Origin of the sequence: Aequorivita sublithincola DSM 14238, from assembly GCF_000265385.1 — a bacterium.
Lineage (GTDB): Bacteria > Bacteroidota > Bacteroidia > Flavobacteriales > Flavobacteriaceae > Aequorivita > Aequorivita sublithincola.
The window spans coordinates 2,402,745-2,420,509 of sequence record NC_018013.1 but is presented as its reverse complement, the minus strand read 5'-3'; the positions used below and the strand labels follow the sequence as shown (position 1 = coordinate 2,420,509).

The window sequence follows — 17,765 nt, the reverse complement described above, 5'->3', positions numbered from 1 at the left end:
CTTAACTGTTTATAGAAATTATAGTTTTATATAGTCTTTCATAATTATCTACTTCCATCTGCAAAGTATGTTTCTTAGCTATGTTTTGGATACCTTTTTCTATCAAAACAGCTCTCTCCCTTTCCTGCAACTTATAGATTTTCATAATTTTTTGAATTAATTCAGCAGGACGATTTAAATCGAAAATATTCTTAGCATCTAACAAATATTTTGCCCCACCTCCAGAGTCTGAACTGAGAACAGGAACACCACAGGCCATCGCCTCCAGAATAGACACAGGTAATCCTTCTTGAATTGAAGGAAGAATAAATAAATCTAAGCTCTGAAAGATACTCGGAATATTTTTGTTTTCAATAAAACCGTGAAAGTTCACACGATTTGCCAAATCATTATCTTTTAAATAAGCATCTAGAAGTTCTCTGTACTTTGCTTCTTCATCCCCATATAAATGCAGTTCCATATTTTCTGGAAGTCCCTTTAATGCATTAATGACAAATAGTTGATTTTTATTTGCCCCAATATTTCCAATACAACCAATATTGAAGTTTTGATGGGATACTTTTCCCAATGGTTTAAAAATATTTGTATCAACTCCATGGGGAATAAAAGAAATCTTATTTCGAAAAAGTAAGCTTTTAAAAAAACGATCTTTCATTTCAGGATTGTCATATGCAATATAATTTGCCAACCAACTTTTCAATTGCCATCGCTTTGACCAAGCATTGTTCTTTTTTGTGTACAAATATTTCACATTAGCGAGCCTACAAGACAAGACTTCCAAATAGTTCGATTTATAGTCCCAAGAATGTACAATATCGATTTCGTTTTCTTTCAAAAATCTTCTAAAGCCTAAAACATCTTGAAACTTGCTTCCTTTCCATTTAAAAAGAAGACGTCTTTTTTCTGGAATATCCTTCGGTATTGTCTCGGGAAATTTCTCTATACAGATATAGGGATCAAAAACAGTTCTATCAATATTTCTAAATAAGGAAAGCAACACATATTGACTGCCTGCTGTTTTAAAATTTGGTATAGTATATAAAATTTTTATTTGCTTACGCATTTTTTCTGCTTTTATCCCACACCGCCAAAGTAAGCAACATACTCAAGGGATGCGAATATTTTATAGCATCCACTGTTTTAAAGTTGTTATAAAATTTTGCTAGTAAAGGTTTGGAAATAAAAGGATGAATGTTTTCTCCAAACAAATGTTCCTGCAATTTTTCATCATTCTCCATTCCTAAAAATTGCAATTCCCAGTTCCGTTGAATATAAGGTTTGCCCATTTTATTCTTTACTTCCCTTTTCAACTTATTTCCTATTCTGTAAGGCAAATTGTTTGGCGATTTGTTATTTTCAAAAGTGTAAAGATTGAACGGTTTATGTTCCTGCCAAGTTATTTTTGCCAAATCTGGGTTTTGTTGTTTTATATAGGCTATTTGAAGCTTTCTATCCGCTAAATATTCCTCGGGAACTGTACTAATAAACGCACACATTCTATCGTCGTAATATGGTAACGTGACTGGGTGTGCTTCCTCAAAAACTGAAAGGTTTACCGACGTCCACCGAGGTGCCCAATACAAGCTTTTAAAGGCGCGTAGTTTGGCACTTGGATTCTCAATCGTTATCTTATTAAGCAATTCAGTTATTCTATCACGTAAGTAACTTTCAAAATCGCCATTAAGATCCCATTCTTGCCAAAGGGCTATGGCGAGCTCCATTCCGCCCTTCTTCACAACTTTCTTCATAATAATTTCTAAAAGATCTTCTTCCCTTGCTCCTTCGGGAGCACCTCTATCAAAAAGTACATCTCCCCAATGCCCCAGCGAAAATACACCTTCCATCTTTTTAAATTCTTCCAGCACCGCCATTTGGCGAGGATGGGTAAAATCTGAATAGCAGTTATTTATAGTTGCAAGCTCCTCCAGTTTCGGCCATAGATACCCAGAGTCAATTGTAAATTCCTTAAAATCGAAACCACAGACCTTTGCGATTTTCTTACCGATTCCACTTTCTGAAAAACCTCCCTTAAATGAATAACTATAAGCTATAACGGGGTTTTTCATTTTTGCCAAAACAACAGCTTGCGTACGACTATCCAATCCACCCGAAAGCGGAAGAATTACTTTTGAATCTTTAAGTTGTTCTGATGTTATTTGATCAAATAGAGCGGTGAATTCCTCCAATGCAGTCTCAAAGCTTATATCTCGCGGACTGTAATGCCATTGAAACCAAGGTTTACTTTCTACTAAAAAACCGTTTTCATCAATAATATTTTCAGAAGCAGCGGGCAGTACTTTTTTATCTTTCCAATAGGTGTCAGTCTCTAAAAAAAAACCTGTGGCCGCAAAAATGCAGATTGCCTTTCTGTCCAGTTCGTGTGGGGCGTTGACCTTTGTGAATTGTTGATGGGTTGGAATTATTGAGGTTTTGATTGTGGGCATTGAGGTTTTTTATGATGCGTAAATGTAATTAAATAATTTTACTGGGGGTTCAAAAAACTCCCCGTCAGCATAGCTGCCACCCCTCTTCTTTTCAAGAGGGGAGCTTTTGTTTAGTACCATTAATATAATCCCGTTAAAATCTTGATTTTAGCAAGAAACAAAAGCTTCTCCCTTTCAAAAAGGGAGATGTCCGCCTGCGGACAGAGGGTTTCTTGCACCCTATCCCAAATTTCATTAAATTTAAACAACCATTTTCATAAGTAACCAACCATGAAAAAACAAATCCACACCTTAAAATACCTCAAACAATTCCGTAAGGAATTAAGAGAAAAAATGACTCCGGCGGAAGCTTTTCTTTGGTCCAAATTAAAAGCACGACAGTTTGAAGGAATACGCTTCACTCGCCAGCACAGCATCGAGAATTTTATTGTGGATTTTTACTGTGCTTCAGAAAAGTTGATTATTGAACTGGATGGCCAAGTGCATTTCAATCCTGAAGCGCAGGAATATGACGCAGCTAGAACTGCACGACTAAATGAGTTGGGATTCACAGTGATACGATTTGAAAACAAAATGGTTTTTGATTTATTGCCTTCTGTACTGGCGGAGATTAAAGGGAGTTTTAAGAAATGAAATTTGATGTATGAGGGGTTCAAAAAACTCCCCGTCCCGCCTAAGCGGGACACCCCTCTTTGAAGGAAAGAGGGGAGCTTTAGCTGGATACCTTAAAAATAATTCAGTTAAAATCTAGATTTTAGCTAAAAAAGGCTCCTCCCTTTCCTTCAAAGGATGGTGTCCGCTAGCGGACGGAGGGTTTTATAATACAACTCCTCCATCCCAACAATCATAAGCCTCTCATCATGCTGCCGCTCAACCTTCCTTCGAGCCTCAACTCTAACCCTTTCAATATTTTCTAATGGTAATTCCTGAAAATTTATAATTGCGTTTGCCATAGCTTCAGCATCTCTAGTAGGCACCATCCACCCAGTTACTCCCTGTTCTATCAATTCAGGAACACCTCCACAATCAGAACTTATTACAGGCAGACCAATAGCCATAGCCTCCACCACTACATTCGGAATCCCTTCTTCCAAACTTGGCATCAAAAGCAAAGAAGTCTCTAGCATTAGCTTAAAAACTTCTTTCTGTGGTATGCGTTTTTGAAGAAACACACAATCCTGCAACCCAAGATCATCAATCAAAAATTGCAACTCCTCATCACCTGCTCCACCAATAATGGTGTAACTAAAAGCAATATTCCTTTCTTTCAATAATTTACAAGAACGCAAGGCATAATCATATCCTTTTTTCCAATGAGTCCTACCTATTGAAAGCATTTTCAATTGATCTGAAATCTTGTAGGTTTTAGAAAAAGATATTTCATCAAAAGACAATCCTGTATAAACCACGCTATCTACTTTTTTTGGGGAACTCAAAATCTTGTCACCCTTGACTGCAATAGCTTTAGAAACGGAATGAAACCCAGCTATTTTAGGATACCATTTCTTTAGATATTCAAAATTCCCATCATCCACAAAAGGACGGACGTTGTTATGAAAACCGCGCTGGCTCAATATTACTGGAATTTTTTGTTCCAGCAGGATTTCTTCAAACCAAGGAATTACAGACGGCCACTGTAAATGAATAACGTCTGGTGAAATGTTTTTAAGTACCAAGTCTAAATTTTGTTGCTGTAATTCTTGGCGCTCGCCTTGTAATAATTTTTTAAGTGAAGGAAAAAATAAATTGAATTTGTTAGATTTCAAAATTGTGCTCAAAGTGGTCAATGCAAAATTCAACTTGTTTTGATTGCTTCCCAAGGAAACATAATTTACTCTAGCTATGGGTTGCGATAACTTTTCATTAAAACCAAGAATATAAACTTGATGGTTTCCTGCTAGGCCTTTTACCAAACGATTGATAAATGGCGTGGTTTTAAAGCTACCGTCGAAGATTATTATTTTTAAAGACAAATTATCTATTTTTTGACACTCGTTTATAACCTAGTTTCTTTTTCATAAATAAAAGTAAGTTTGTTGGACTCCATCTATAAGATATAATCCCGATTTTTGGAATATAGAGTCTTTTATATTTTACTTTATTTATTTTTTTTGCGAATCTATCCATGGATTCCATATCCATAAAATGAGGGGTCGTAACACCTCTTTTATAACCTAGACGTTCGTGTATAATTTTAACCTTTTGATCTAAGATAAGCATTGTAGAAAAACCATGTTCATTATAACGATTTGGTAAAATTGAAAATCGAACAGTATCAAAATTTATTAAAACGGATTCGCGTAACCCTGGCATATCATTACCCATTTTGTTATCTAAACAAAACTGAAACCAATCTTTTAATACCTTTTTCATTGTCTCATTATTTCGAAATACTATAACGCCACTATTAAACTCAGGAAAAATTTCTTTATACTGTAAATTTGAAATGTTTGTTGTATGTAATTTTTGTTCAAGTGTCGTTGCAAAATCAACTAATTCCAAAATCTTAAACAATTCTGAAATTGTATCGGTAATAAACGTATCTGAATCTAAAAAAATAGTATTATCGAAAGGTGTGTTTTGTAAGCCAATAACTTTTGAAAGATATGTATGCTTTTCCATTTCATCAAAAACGATCACCTCGTCAAAATGAGCTTTAACTTGTGGACTGACTAAATCACTCGTGCAAACCAAACAAATTGGTTCCCTATTAAATCTCCTTAGAGATCGAGACGAAATTAAAGCCTCATCAACAAATTTTTGTCGATTGGCAACATACAAAAAACCTTTTTTCATATAATCATTTTATAAAAATTAGTTACTTCAGAAGCAACTTTTATCCAATCCATTACAATTGCTCTTTCTCTTAATAATTTACCCATTTTAATCAAGCGAGATTCATCCTGCAATAAACCTACTGTTTCATCAATAAAGCCATCGATATTTCCACTTTCAACCAAAACATTGGAAGTGTTTTTAAAATACTCCGCATTGCCCCCAACATCGCTCGTTATAACAGGAAGCCCGCAAGCCATTGCTTCCAAAAGAGAATTGCAGGCCGTACTTTCCAGCATAGGCAAATACAAAAGATTAGCTTGTTGATATAGTGTTCGTAGCTGCTCGTCATTTACTTCTGATAAAATATTTATATAACTACGTGGCTCAATCTTGCTACTATATGCAGGGTGAACAACTACATTAATCTGCAAGTCGGTTATTTCTGCGGCGAGTTTTGGAACGGTTTTGTTAAACGTATGAAAATCACGAAGGTGCTGCCCCACAAATAGCAGTGTGTTCTTTTTTTTAATTGAAGTATCTGGCACAAAGAATAGCGTATCAATTCCGTGAGGAATATAGACCACATTATCCAATTGCAACCATTCTTTTAAAAAACCCACTTGATTTGCACCAACAGCTATTGCGGCATCCAGTTTTCGCAATGCTGAAACATCCGTAATCGTTTTTTTTAATATTTCTGGGGGTTTATGAAAAGTGGCGCAGAATTTTGTGTTTGGAAAGTTGCTTTTAAAAAAACCCAAATGCCGAATATCGCGTTCACCATTTAAAAAGTGGACAACATTTGTTTCTGCTTTATGTTTTATGAGTAGTTTATAAAGTTCAATTGCCTTTAATACACTCCCAACATTATAATTTCCTAAATTCTGGGAATGAAATCCCGCCAAAACTTTAGCAATTCGAAACGGAAACTTGGTAGTGCCATATACCACTTTGGCTTCCAAATAATCCACCAATCTGCCGTAACCAGAGTTAGCTGCGTGGTGTTTTGAACGATGATGGATTAAAAAGATATTCATAATTAATCTAAGGGTCTTTGTAGCATAAGCTCCAAGATACGTTTTGTATTTTGAACAGGATGTATATGTGTTTCAAAATAGGCGCGCGCATTTGTTGAAAGTGCAGCAGCAAGCGCTTCGTCTTCTATAATCAATTTTATTTTTTCAATAAGCTCTGCATCGCTTTTAAAATACAACAGTTCCTTTCCTTCTATCAGGGAAAAGGGCAGTTCAGCGGTAAGTGGTTCTGCTATAATTACCTTTCCCTGAGAAAGATACTCCGCCATCTTCCAAGCGGGAGAATTTGCCAAACCGCGCGTATAGATCACTATTTTTGCCTTTTTCAGGGCATCCAAATATTCCTCAGGGGCGGTGGGAACATTGGTTAGGGCATCGCCGTAATTTTCATTCGCAATTTTGGAGGGCACAAAACCGCCCAGAAATGTATCTGGAAAGTTTTGTTGCAATAGTTTTATAAGATGATAACGCTGTTGATGGATTTGCTTTACATCTAAATCATTTTCGTGAAGAAAACATCGGGTTTGGAACATTATGTTGTTAACTATAGCTTTTCTATAATCTTCAAATCGGTTTATGTTTCTGGAAGTATTTATAAACTCCCAATGTCTTTTTTGAGCCTTTAATGTCTTAATAATTCGCTTTAAAAAATTTCGATCCCATTTAATATTTAGCCTAAGGTTAGCCAAAAAAAGAGCTGAAAAAAACTTGAAGTCGTCGTGTTTATATTCCGAATGAACACCAAATGTGATACCCAGCTTGCAGATTTTTGCTTTAGTCTTCAATTGTATTGGATTTACAAACCTACTTTCAAAATTTCTTTTAAAATAAAAGTTGCAATTTTCTAATGCTTCTTCTGAAAAATACTCCGCAAAATCATATAGATCTGTGGCAAAACTTATTTTTTTATTTGTAGTATTATCTACCAAAGTATAGAAAGAAGTTTTAGGGTGGGATCCAATTGATTTTGATATTTCACCATTTTCACGAACTGTTAACACACCTAAGTTTTTCTTGATGGATAGTTTTACTTTAACTGCTATAAGCCCCCTCTGTTCCAATTCATAAAGGCCTGTATGAATGTAAGAGGAATGATTGAGTTCCTGGGGGGTATGTATGATGACAGTGCAGATTTGCTTCATCATACAAATTAACGAAAAACTTGGTTCACGGAATTACGCAGAGCATTTTCTGTTTGGGAAAGACTCCATTTTTGAACTGCCATTTCTCTTGCATTTTTACTTAATCGAACTTCAATTTCCTTATCCTTAAAATAATTCAAAATATTCTCTGCATAATTTTCTTTAGAAACTAATATTCCATTTAAGCTATTTTCGATAATTTCATCAGGACCGCCAGAACCCAATAATGCTGCAACAGGAGTACCGCAAGCCATCGCTTCTACCATTACCATCCCAAAAGATTCATGGGCACTTGGTAACAATAGAAGATTTGCATTTTGATAATAGGGCACTAGCTCCTTTTGCTCTATAGATCCTACAAATTTTATCCTTTCTGTTATTTTTAAATGTTCTGCCAATGCTTTAAGTTCTCCGAAATAAATTTCATCACTTATAGGACCAACAATAGTTAGCGAAACCTCTTTGTCTTGGTTTTTAATAAGAAAGGCTAAGGTTTTAAGGCAAAGCTCTATTTGTTTCAATCGCGAAATACGGCCTACAAAGAGTAGTTCAAGCGTGTTTGAAGTTTTCTTCTTGGGCGTAAAAACAGCGGTATCAATCCCCAAAGGCATTACCTGAATATTCAGGTTTTTAAAAATCTCTTTTTGCAGCAATTGTTTTTTTTGAACTTCTGTATGTACAATAATGTGATGAGCATTTTCATAGTATTCTTTCCCACTCAAATCCTCAGAAACATGAATTCCTCCAATCATAGTGATATAGGATTTCTGTTTTTTCAACAACATTTTTGCAAGTTTAAAACAATACAGACTCCCGTGGCCAGACATATTGATGATGGTTAAATCTGGAGCGTTAAAAAAAGAATTCCAATAATGAAAAAGAGAATGTTGTTTCCTCCACCCGTGTCTTTTTTTTATAAGAGGTTTGGTTATAGGCCAAAAGCGTTTTTTTATATCTCCGATTTTTTTGGTAAAAGGAAGAAGACTGCCTGTAAAATAATCTATAGAGACTTCATACCCTTCCTTTTGCAACTTTAGCAATGCCTTTTCATGGGGTTTGCTATGCGAAAAGAAAATATCTCTTTCACTTAGACCAATTGCTTTGGCGGAGAAGGGATGAAGTAGTGAGATTGATTTCAAAACTATAATTTATTCAATAATTTTTTAGAAATTGATATTTGTTCTTCGTATGCAATTCGCACTAATTCAAATAGTTCCATTTGTTTATTTTCCAAATCTCCATATAAGAAATTGACTTTAAGCATAACTTCATTAACGTCCAGTTTGTCAGTTCGAGTAGAGACATTCATCATACCTAAACTACCTAAAAAATCTGATGTTTTAGATTCGTATTCTATTGCATGAAAAGGCGTATAAGATACAGCAGAAAAGATTATAGAATGCAACCGTTGACCAATAAATACATCCAAACTTTCTAAAAATGAAAGTGACTTGTCAATATTCTCAAAATCATTATAAACTTCTAATTTTGATAATAGTTTTGGTCCAAGAATTTTTTGCATATAAGGCATGTCGCTCTGTGTTGTGGGGTATAAAAATATATTCCATCCTTCTTCAATAAGTTTATTTACTAATTCTAACGCAAATAATTCAACAGCAGTTTGATCCAAACCATAGATACGTCCAATTATGTTGCAAAAATTTATACCTATTCTTTTCTCGTTTCTTTTTGATATTAATTTTTTTCTCTTAAAATACAATGCCGGATCTTGCAAAATATTAATTTCAGAAGTAATATTCCAATCGTTTTGCAAAATGGATTGTGACAGTTTCCCGCGCACGCCAATAAAACAGCATTTATTCAAGATAATACTCCAATTAGAAACATCTGTTGGAAAGCCGATTTCAGCAGCGAGAGCTGGATCAGCTACTCCAGCCCCATATACAGCTAATTTAGCATCAGGAAATCTATTATGATACTCATAAAACAATCTTAAATAACTTTCTGTCTTTTTCTTTTTAATTATTGTCCCCCCTCCCAATATTATCAAGTCTGGTTTTTTAAATAACCAATTCCTTAAATATCTACCTGAACTTGGTTTTGTATAGGAAATTGGATAAATGTAAACCTTTTCTTGTAAAAGCTTTTGAATAGCCAAATAAACCGCTTCATCTCCTAGATTTCCCTGCCCGATACACCCAATATATATAGCCCTTTTCTTTTTTGAAAAGAAATAGCTGATGGTTTTTGGAAAATATTTAATCTCAGCTTTAATTTGTGAAATATAGTATTCTGAATTGTTCAAAATAAATTTTATTATAAGGTTTTTTTAACCTTTGTTTTTAATTTGTTAACGTTAATATCAATGTAACGAACTATTAAAAAGCAAAAAATAAATAAAAAGAGTCCATAAAATGGTAATGCAACATAATGCATCTTAAAGTTATTTTTATGTACCCCGAAGTTAATAAAAGCCACATATAATATTGCCACCAAATAATGAGATAAATAAATAGGATAACTATACATACCAATATATTGATCCCATTTTTTCCACTTATTTGAAATTTTAATATGGTATAATAAGTAAATCAAAATAAAAGCTACAAGCATGTTGATATAGATGGAAATTTCTTTTAAAAGGTCTGTATATGTGTATTTGAAATGCGCATTAAGAATAAATATTAAATACACTAGTAATATGCTTGCAAGGGGAACTTTTTTTATTGGATTAAATTTTACAATCCAGTATAATACAGCTCCCATTGCAAAAGGCAAGGACGAAGCAAATACAGCACTGTATCTATAAGTAGCGATGTCATAAAAAATATAAGTGCCAATATAATACGCAATACTTAAAACCAACCATATTAATGTTCTTTTTAATGTTTTTGAAATCCCAAATGAAATCAATAAATAAAACAACAATTCATTGGTTAGAGCCCAAGCGGTTGGAACCAATCTTGGGTTGAATCTATGGGGCACAACATTTGGAAAAATCATGGTTAAGTTTGCGAACCATTCAATTATTGTATCTGGGATTTTAATGGAAGAATGTCTTAATACTATTTCCGGAAAAATAAAAACTAATACAATAGTGATAAACAAAATACTTAGATAAATAGGATAAAGGCGTAAAATCCTATTCAGCCAAAAAACCCTAAACCCTATAAACGAATATCCATAAGTTTCGTGAATTATCAAGGTCATTAAAAAACCAGAAAGCAGAAAAAAGAAGGAAACTGAATAATTCCCTAAAGTTGGGATGCTAAAAATATGAAGCAATACTACGTTAATAGCCAATAAAGTTCTTAATGTTCCAAACACGAGTTATACTTTAAACAAATTTTTAATCTTTTTATTTAATATTTTCACTCTTTTAAGAATGGCCTTTCTTTTTAATATTACGTAATATCCACTATAAACATTCTTAACTCCATTCACTATTTGGGCAAAATTAGAATGTGGTTCGTAGTGCATTCCACTGTAGCTTATATAAAACTGCTGTGGATTGTCCTTATATTTTACCTCACTAAACGTCATCGTCCGTTTCCAGTTTATAAAATGCAAATACATAACCTCGTTTATTGGTTCTCTATTTTTAAGTTCCAACATTTTACCATCTTTCCAAAGCCATTTGTCTAAGTAATATTCTTGGTGGGAATCTTGGCCGTTTTCTTGCAATTTTAACAATGCTTTTTTATGGGACGTGCTGCACGAAAAGAAAAGATCTAATTCGCCTAGGCCAATTGTTTTGGCCGTAAAGGGATGGAAAAGGGATATTTGTTCTCTTTTCATTTAACATTATATTGATAAAATATTAAAAAAAAGTGTCAGAATTATGTCAAAATTTCAAATTCTAACTTATGTTATTTCATTCTATCAAAACCTCTTTTAAAAATAATATTTGCTAAAAAAAATAAAGTAAATACAATGTAGGTATGGTTAAAGTTATTTTTAAAAAATTTAAAATTTTCTAGAACTCTTCTAATATGACCATTTTTGACGAGACCTTTGTACATTTTACGTGCCTTTCTTCGATACTCCATTATAACAAGACGTTCATTCTGATAAAACAAAGTCATTTGTTTATGTATCGCCACTTGTGCATCTATCATTACTTTATCCGCAGCAATTGTCTGTGCAGATATACTATTATTGTTTGGTCTATGAAAATATAATTTATCTTGAATAAGACACAAATTCAAATTTTGTCGAAATAAGCGGATAAAAAACTCGTGATCCTGAAATCTTTTTAAGTGTTCATCAAACCTGACGGTTTCCAATAACTGTCTATTAATTAAAGGGTCGGAAGTAATTATTGTATTTCTCGATAAAATAAAACCTATATCAAAAGTGGAATTCTCAATAATAATTGGTGATCTCTTTTCATCTATTCGCAACTCCGTTAATAGAATCGTATGTTGTGAAATAACAACATCACTTTTATAAACAGAAATCAAACCTATTTTTATACTTAAAGCCATTTTATGAAAAAGATCATCAGAATCTAAGAATGCTATATAGTCTCCCTTGCTCAACTCAAATCCATAATTACGCGCAGCATTCCCTCCCTGCAATCTACCTTTTGGTCTATGATGATATTGAAATCTAGCATCCTTGGCCATATACCCTGCCAGCACATCATCTGTATTATCCGTACTCCAATCATCCACCACAATACACTCCCAATTCTGGTAAGTTTGTGCCAAAACAGAATCCAGCGTCTCCCCAATTAAATGGGCGCGGTTGTAGGTTGGGATGATTATTGAAACCAGTGGTTTTTCAGCTGTCACAGGATAAATCATTTATTTTCAAAAATAATGAAAAAGAGATTAGAAAGAAGAATCATATTTGGAGATTTGTTAATTAAAGGCTTGAAGTGGCTGAAACCGAAATGGTGCACGAAAATCAGAAAAGATTAATTGTTGCATCTCTTTAAAAGCATCATCACGAATATATTTTTAGAGCAACAATAAGACAAACTCTCCAGAACTACTAGAAATCACTCAAATAATTCGTACCCGAAATTTTACCTTGCTTCTTACTACTATAAATTTGGTTCTTTAAACTTTTCAAAAGTGCTATTTCCTTTTTCAGAAATGTAACCTTAGTGAACTCGAGTTTGATATAAGCCCTGTTTTTACTTTTGGTTCTTTTTACAATTAAGGCATCCAACTCGGCATCATTCTCCAAATTGATATTTCCAAATTTAATTTTAACCGATTTTTCTAACTTATCCAAATATTGCGATGACCCATGTTCTATGTGAGTAACTAATCTATCTTCCCTATCATGGAGCATAAAGGCAGTAGGTACCACCCCAATTTTAAAACCATGATAAATTGCACGTTGACAATAGTTATCATCCTCTCCATAATGAAAGAAAATCGGATCAAAGCCCCCTACGGATTCCAATATTCCACGGGTTAATAACCATCCTGCGGCATTAACAAAAGGCACTTCATAAACATTACTTAATGATTTTTCCAGTATAAAATCTGAGTAAAAATCGGGATTGTTTCTATAAGCAACATAGTTAGAGAAATTTTTATCTAGTCTTTTTCCTTCTCCATTCAAATGTATAGGGCTTAGAATTCCAAACTTTGGGTTATTTTGATTGGTCTCAATAAGAATTTTTAAAGTGTTTTTCTGCAGATAGGCATCTTGGTTTAATAAAAACACGTATTCCGCACCGTTGTTTAGAGCGTGGATTATACCCAGATTGTTGGCTTGGCCAAAACCCAAATTTTTATCTTGTTTTAGTTGTATTACATCTGGGTAGTTGGTTTCTATAAAGGTAGTAGTTTCGTCATGGGAAGCGTTATCAATTACTATAACATTATACTCATTACAACTATCTAAACATCGTTTTATCCAAGGGATGCCGTTGTAGGTGACGATTATAATATATGTTAAATTAGGCATGTTTACAAACTATAATGTGCTGAAAAGTGACAAGATCTTTATTAATTAATTTTAACAATTTAGTTTTCCACGTAAATCGAGAACCTATAGCATCTCTGGCTCTAAACTTACGTTCATATTTTATCACTTCTAAATTGGCGGATCCAGCCAAACTAAACACATCTTTGCGGGTGAACCATCTTAAATGGGTCTTATCAAAAATACCTCTCTCGTTTTTAGGCCAAGTTCCTTTAATAAAAATTTGAATAAATAATTCGATATGCCCGATATTTGGTACTGAAATAATAATAGTTCCATGTGGTTTTAACATTGATTTCAATTCTGCAAGTACTTTTAATGGATCAAAAAGATGTTCTAAAATATCTCCAAATATTATGTAGTCGAAAGAATTATTTGAATTTAAAATGGATTCAATAAAACTGGCATCATTTAAATCACCACAAAACACTTTAGTATTGAATTTTTCAGCTTGCCTTGCCATGCCAAAATCATATTCAATTCCATAAACTTGATCCGCTATATTACTATCGAGTAAAAACTTACCATTTATTCCTAACGCGCAACCCACGTCCAAAACAATATTGGATTTCCCCTCAATATATTTTAGTAAGTCCTGACGTAAACCTATGTAAGACTTGTTATATTCGATATTGTCACTCATAATTAATCCAGTTTATTCAATCTTTTAAATAATTGAATAAGTTTTATTGTTAAGAACTTTGAAGGCTCAAAAACGAGTTTCGATTTTCCTGTCGATAAAAACCTATATTCCCGGTGCTTATGTTGATGGAAAAACGAATACTTATTATTACGAATATCACCTTCTATTACTCCTGGTCTAATATTATATTTCTTTAAAGCATAAGGAAGAGAAAGTTGATCTCTTCGAGAATTCGATTTTATCTCATTCCACCAAAAATATAAAAAGCTTGAATCTGCAAGTTTATTGTTTTTCACAAATAGTCCTGTGGCATATAGTCCCGTGTCATTTTTCAATCCCAACTTGAAATAAAAATAAATTTGTCTAAATATTTTAAAAGGATAATCCTTTTCTAATTCAATGCATTTTATTGCCTCATCGTAGGTACAATTTCGTTCTGGATGTTGAAAGAAAGCAATACCCTTATTCCATACATAATCTAAAATATTCATTATTTCGTTATCTACAATTTGTAAGTTGGCATCATGCCAAATGACATAATCATAGTTTTTAAATATCTCCAGTCCGTTTATTTTGTAATATCTTGCATTTTTGGTTATATCATCAAAAATAGGTTCTTTATAAATAATATTATAATCAAGAGGAATAGATTCCCGATTGTCTGTAATAAGATAATAGTCTATATAAGCTGATTTCCTATAATTCAGTGGCGATCGTATTTCATCCTTATCTCCAAAAATACTCGTGTATATCGCTATTTTCAACTGAGAGAATATTTAATAATGAATTGGAATTGGATTAAAATCATTTTTGGTTCTAAATACTCCGATAGTTTGACTTACCGTTGTAAATGTCAGCTCCTGATTTAAAGCATGATAATTCTTAGCAACTTCTTGTTCTCCTTTACGATTTATATCATCTAGAATTATACAAAAATCTGGAGCTAAATTATTTTCTATATTAGTTAACCCTGGAAGTCTCGAATATTCCAATTCCTTTAAATTGGCCGGAGGTCCATCTATCAAGACTAGATCAAATTTATAGTTGGCAAGGGTTTTTTCAAACACAGATGGATCGTACCATTTAACGGCGCCTAAAGACGTATCCACTTTCTTTAAATCAGTATTAATAACTTGAACAATTCTTGACAAATTTTCTCTTTCTAAATAAGTTTCAATAATCGAGGCCCACTTTTTGTTATGTTCAAAAGTAAAAATCTGAGTTTGTAAGTTATTCTTCTTTATCAATCGAGCCATTAATATAGTGGACAAACCTGAGCCAAACTCCAAAATTAACCGTCGCTGATTTATTATAATCTCGTTTAAAACGTATGCCATTCCAAATGGTCTCAATGCTCCCCCATTAAAAGGCAAATAAGGTAAGTCCGTTAATAAGGGCTGTAAAATAGCCATTGAATAAATATCATCTGACTTTTTAGAGTTATTCTTTAATTCCAGAAAACTCTCATTACTATTTTTAATGAATTTCTTTATGTATGAGGTTATTTTCATTATTTAAACTTATGATTAATTAAAAAATTTCCTTGCTGCGAAATCATCATCTTTCCAGTTCTATAAAAGTCACCATTTTCAATTTCAAAGCTAACTGCATGTGGAAGCCAATCCTCGTTATTGCCATTTACAATGAGATTGGAGGTCAGAGTATAAAATCCGGCATACAAAGGAATATTAGGAATTTCCATTATAATCTTGATTCTTTCCGAATCTTCAAAATTATATTGTTTTTCAAACAAAGATGTACTAAACCATGAGACCCGTAAATCATTCGAATCATTGAGACCAAAATCCATTCTTAGATCCTTTATTGGAATTTTAAGTCTATTCCCAATTTTAATATGAAAAGTTAAACTATCTCCACTTAAAAAAATCTCACTTGTCTTTCCAGAAGAATTTATTTTTTTTATTTCTTCAATTATAAAATTTCCTGCTCCTTTTCTATCATTTCGATCAAGAAGCTTTTTGTTTACAGTATTTAAATTCGTGTTCAGATAAAAATCAACAGCTTCATTCGTATCACCTTCAAAAATCGTCTTCCCATGCTCCAAAACAATCGCCCTAGTACACAAACTCTTCACCGCTGCCATGTTATGACTAACAAACAAAACAGTCCGACCCCCTTCTCTACTAATATCCTTCATCTTCCCAATCGCCTTTTTCTGAAACTCCGCATCACCAACAGCAAGCACTTCGTCCACCACCAAAATATCAGGTTCCAAATGTGCTGCCACTGCAAAGGCAAGACGCACAGTCATTCCGCTACTATAACGTTTTACGGGAGTGTCTATATATAGTTCGCAGCCTGAAAATTCAATTATCTCGTCAATCTTGGAAGCTATTTCAGTTTTGGTCATTCCTAGAATAGCGCCATTGAGATAAATATTTTCCCTGCCTGTGAGTTCAGAGTGAAAACCTGTACCTACTTCAAGTAATGAAGCTATACGTCCTCTTGTTTTTATAACACCTGTGGTAGGACTGGTTACACGAGAAAGAATTTTTAAAAGTGTAGATTTCCCTGCACCGTTTTTTCCAATAATTCCTAAAACCTCGCCTTCCTGCACTTCAAAATTTATATCGCGCAATGCCCAAACATATTCTTCCGTCGCTTTACTGCTCCTATCGTTTATCCCCCCTATTTTCAAATATGGGTTTTCCTTGCCACGTATTCTATGCCAAAAACGATTGAAATCATGCTTAATGGTTCCCGTGCCTACTGTGCCTAGGCGGTATTGTTTGCTTATGTTTTCGGCTTTTAGAATTATTCCCATTATACAGTATCTATAAAAGTTTTTTCCGTTCTATTAAAAATAACCAAACCTACCAAAAACAAAACCAGACTAACAATAAGAACATAGAAAAATCCTGTCCAACTAAAACTGCCTGTGCTCAATAACATATATCTAAAACCTTCAATTATTTGCGTCAATGGATTATACGCTACTATATCCGCAGCATAGCTTGGTAGTTTTTTCCGAGCTTCCGATAGCGGATAGGGCACGGCAGAAACATACATAAGCAACGAAACTGCAAAACCTACCAATACATTCAAGTCGCGATACTTTGTGGTCATAGAGCTTATGGTCATTCCCAAGCCCAAGCCTAATAACGCCATCATTACAATATAAACAGGGAATAGCAATAAATGTAAATTCGGACTTAACTCAAAACCCTGTAATAAATAATAAAAATAGAAAATAATAAATATCAATAACTGAATACCAAACTTCATCAAGTTGGAAATGGTAATGGACATAGGCATAATAACCCTTGGGAAATACACTTTTCCAAATAATCCGGCATTACTCCTAAAAGTATTGGAGGTACCCGTAAAACAAGCTGTAAAATAATTCCACGCAGTAATTCCCGCTAGGTTGAAGAGAAACGGAGGTATCTTACCGGTACTAATAGCACCAAGATTATTGAACACCAATGTAAAGATAACCGATGTAAATAGTGGTTGAATAAAGTACCACAAAGGTCCTAAAATAGTCTGTTTATAGACAGTGGTAATATCTCTTTTCACAAAGAGTATCAAGAGGTCGCGGTAGCGCCATACTTCTTTTAAGTTAAGGTCGAAGGCTTTTCTTTTAGAGGATATTTCATAGAGCCAAGTGTCGTTGTCGTTGAGGGCCACGTATTTTGATTTTTATGAGGTGGCTAAGATAAGGTTTTCGATGTTTGATACTATCTTATAGATTACTAATTTTGAATTTCATTGTTATTTATGCTTTGGAAATGCAATAGCAAAATAACAATTCTGTTTATGGAATTTTAGGTTTGGTATTGTTTGGTTTTAAATT

General features: G+C 33.6%; 18 protein-coding genes. 1 reads left to right on the top strand and 17 read right to left on the bottom strand.

The window, feature by feature from the left end; translation table 11 throughout:
- Position 1: 1 nt before the first annotated feature.
- Both AEQSU_RS11095 and AEQSU_RS11090 read right to left on the bottom strand, forming a co-directional pair.
- Positions 2-1,063, bottom strand: a complete 1,062-nt coding sequence (locus AEQSU_RS11095; RefSeq protein WP_014782958.1) for a glycosyltransferase family 4 protein — start codon at positions 1,061-1,063, stop codon at positions 2-4.
- Entirely contained in the window at positions 1,056-2,444 is a 1,389-nt protein-coding gene (locus tag AEQSU_RS11090) for an asparagine synthase-related protein (protein ID WP_014782957.1), read from the bottom strand. Before AEQSU_RS11090 ends, AEQSU_RS11095 begins: the two co-directional genes overlap by 8 nt.
- Before the next feature lie 270 nt (positions 2,445-2,714).
- Here AEQSU_RS11090 and AEQSU_RS11085 point away from each other — a divergent pair, with 270 nt between their 5' ends.
- On the top strand, positions 2,715-3,077 hold the full coding sequence (locus tag AEQSU_RS11085) for an endonuclease domain-containing protein (protein WP_014782956.1): 363 nt from the start codon (positions 2,715-2,717) through the stop codon (positions 3,075-3,077).
- A gap of 149 nt (positions 3,078-3,226) precedes the next feature.
- Here the strand turns inward: AEQSU_RS11085 and AEQSU_RS11080 are convergent, their stop codons facing one another.
- The 15 genes from AEQSU_RS11080 to AEQSU_RS11010 all read right to left on the bottom strand — a co-directional run bounded on the left by AEQSU_RS11080 (position 3,227) and on the right by AEQSU_RS11010 (position 17,599).
- Positions 3,227-4,417 carry a glycosyltransferase family 4 protein gene (locus AEQSU_RS11080; protein WP_014782955.1) on the bottom strand — a complete coding sequence of 397 codons (1,191 nt, stop codon included), beginning with the start codon at positions 4,415-4,417 and terminating at the stop codon, positions 3,227-3,229.
- Position 4,418: 1 nt separating this feature from the next.
- Entirely contained in the window at positions 4,419-5,240 is an 822-nt protein-coding gene (locus AEQSU_RS11075; RefSeq protein WP_014782954.1) for a glycosyltransferase family protein, read from the bottom strand.
- Positions 5,237-6,259 carry a glycosyltransferase family 4 protein gene (locus AEQSU_RS11070; RefSeq protein WP_014782953.1) on the bottom strand — a complete coding sequence of 341 codons (1,023 nt, stop codon included), beginning with the start codon at positions 6,257-6,259 and terminating at the stop codon, positions 5,237-5,239. Before AEQSU_RS11070 ends, AEQSU_RS11075 begins: the two co-directional genes overlap by 4 nt.
- 2 nt (positions 6,260-6,261) lie before the next feature.
- A complete protein-coding gene (locus tag AEQSU_RS11065; RefSeq protein WP_014782952.1) occupies positions 6,262-7,401 on the bottom strand; it encodes a glycosyltransferase in 1,140 nt (379 codons plus the stop codon).
- Positions 7,402-7,406: 5 nt separating this feature from the next.
- The gene (locus AEQSU_RS11060; protein WP_014782951.1) at positions 7,407-8,537 is read right to left on the bottom strand and encodes a glycosyltransferase family 4 protein; all 1,131 of its coding nucleotides are present in this window, start codon (positions 8,535-8,537) and stop codon (positions 7,407-7,409) included.
- A 2-nt stretch (positions 8,538-8,539) separates the two neighbouring features.
- Entirely contained in the window at positions 8,540-9,664 is a 1,125-nt protein-coding gene (locus AEQSU_RS11055) for a polysaccharide pyruvyl transferase family protein (RefSeq protein ID WP_014782950.1), read from the bottom strand.
- Between the two features lie 11 nt (positions 9,665-9,675).
- Positions 9,676-10,686, bottom strand: a complete 1,011-nt coding sequence (locus AEQSU_RS11050; protein ID WP_014782949.1) for an acyltransferase family protein — start codon at positions 10,684-10,686, stop codon at positions 9,676-9,678.
- Positions 10,687-10,689: 3 nt separating this feature from the next.
- Entirely contained in the window at positions 10,690-11,157 is a 468-nt protein-coding gene (locus AEQSU_RS11045; protein ID WP_014782948.1) for a hypothetical protein, read from the bottom strand.
- A 71-nt stretch (positions 11,158-11,228) separates the two neighbouring features.
- On the bottom strand, positions 11,229-12,155 hold the full coding sequence (locus AEQSU_RS11040) for a glycosyltransferase family 2 protein (RefSeq protein ID WP_169313459.1): 927 nt from the start codon (positions 12,153-12,155) through the stop codon (positions 11,229-11,231).
- A 202-nt stretch (positions 12,156-12,357) separates the two neighbouring features.
- Positions 12,358-13,287, bottom strand: coding sequence for a glycosyltransferase family 2 protein (locus AEQSU_RS11035; protein ID WP_014782946.1), 930 nt, complete (start codon positions 13,285-13,287; stop codon positions 12,358-12,360).
- Positions 13,280-13,948 (bottom strand): class I SAM-dependent methyltransferase, encoded by a 669-nt coding sequence (locus AEQSU_RS11030; RefSeq protein ID WP_014782945.1) that lies wholly within the window; start codon positions 13,946-13,948, stop codon positions 13,280-13,282. The genes AEQSU_RS11035 and AEQSU_RS11030 overlap by 8 nt, the downstream gene beginning before the upstream one ends.
- Positions 13,949-13,950: 2 nt before the next feature.
- On the bottom strand, positions 13,951-14,712 hold the full coding sequence (locus AEQSU_RS11025) for a glycosyltransferase domain-containing protein (RefSeq protein WP_014782944.1): 762 nt from the start codon (positions 14,710-14,712) through the stop codon (positions 13,951-13,953).
- A gap of 12 nt (positions 14,713-14,724) precedes the next feature.
- Positions 14,725-15,459 carry a class I SAM-dependent methyltransferase gene (locus tag AEQSU_RS11020; protein WP_014782943.1) on the bottom strand — a complete coding sequence of 245 codons (735 nt, stop codon included), beginning with the start codon at positions 15,457-15,459 and terminating at the stop codon, positions 14,725-14,727.
- On the bottom strand, positions 15,459-16,733 hold the full coding sequence (locus tag AEQSU_RS11015; RefSeq protein ID WP_014782942.1) for an ABC transporter ATP-binding protein: 1,275 nt from the start codon (positions 16,731-16,733) through the stop codon (positions 15,459-15,461). Before AEQSU_RS11015 ends, AEQSU_RS11020 begins: the two co-directional genes overlap by 1 nt.
- Entirely contained in the window at positions 16,733-17,599 is an 867-nt protein-coding gene (locus AEQSU_RS11010) for an ABC transporter permease (RefSeq protein WP_014782941.1), read from the bottom strand. Before AEQSU_RS11010 ends, AEQSU_RS11015 begins: the two co-directional genes overlap by 1 nt.
- Between the last annotated feature and the right edge of the window lie 166 nt (positions 17,600-17,765).

What these genes read in the sequence shown, in the direction of transcription:
- AEQSU_RS11095 (WP_014782958.1), bottom strand. Translation starts at nt 1,063, where the DNA reads ATGCGTAAGCAAATAAAAATTTTATATACTATACCAAATTTTAAAACA.
- AEQSU_RS11090 (WP_014782957.1), bottom strand. Translation starts at nt 2,444, where the DNA reads ATGCCCACAATCAAAACCTCAATAATTCCAACCCATCAACAATTCACA.
- AEQSU_RS11085 (WP_014782956.1), top strand. Translation starts at nt 2,715, where the DNA reads ATGAAAAAACAAATCCACACCTTAAAATACCTCAAACAATTCCGTAAG.
- AEQSU_RS11075 (WP_014782954.1), bottom strand. Translation starts at nt 5,240, where the DNA reads ATGAAAAAAGGTTTTTTGTATGTTGCCAATCGACAAAAATTTGTTGAT.
- AEQSU_RS11070 (WP_014782953.1), bottom strand. Translation starts at nt 6,259, where the DNA reads ATGAATATCTTTTTAATCCATCATCGTTCAAAACACCACGCAGCTAAC.
- AEQSU_RS11065 (WP_014782952.1), bottom strand. Translation starts at nt 7,401, where the DNA reads ATGATGAAGCAAATCTGCACTGTCATCATACATACCCCCCAGGAACTC.
- AEQSU_RS11045 (WP_014782948.1), bottom strand. Translation starts at nt 11,157, where the DNA reads ATGAAAAGAGAACAAATATCCCTTTTCCATCCCTTTACGGCCAAAACA.
- AEQSU_RS11035 (WP_014782946.1), bottom strand. Translation starts at nt 13,287, where the DNA reads ATGCCTAATTTAACATATATTATAATCGTCACCTACAACGGCATCCCT.
- AEQSU_RS11030 (WP_014782945.1), bottom strand. Translation starts at nt 13,948, where the DNA reads ATGAGTGACAATATCGAATATAACAAGTCTTACATAGGTTTACGTCAG.
- AEQSU_RS11020 (WP_014782943.1), bottom strand. Translation starts at nt 15,459, where the DNA reads ATGAAAATAACCTCATACATAAAGAAATTCATTAAAAATAGTAATGAG.
- AEQSU_RS11015 (WP_014782942.1), bottom strand. Translation starts at nt 16,733, where the DNA reads ATGGGAATAATTCTAAAAGCCGAAAACATAAGCAAACAATACCGCCTA.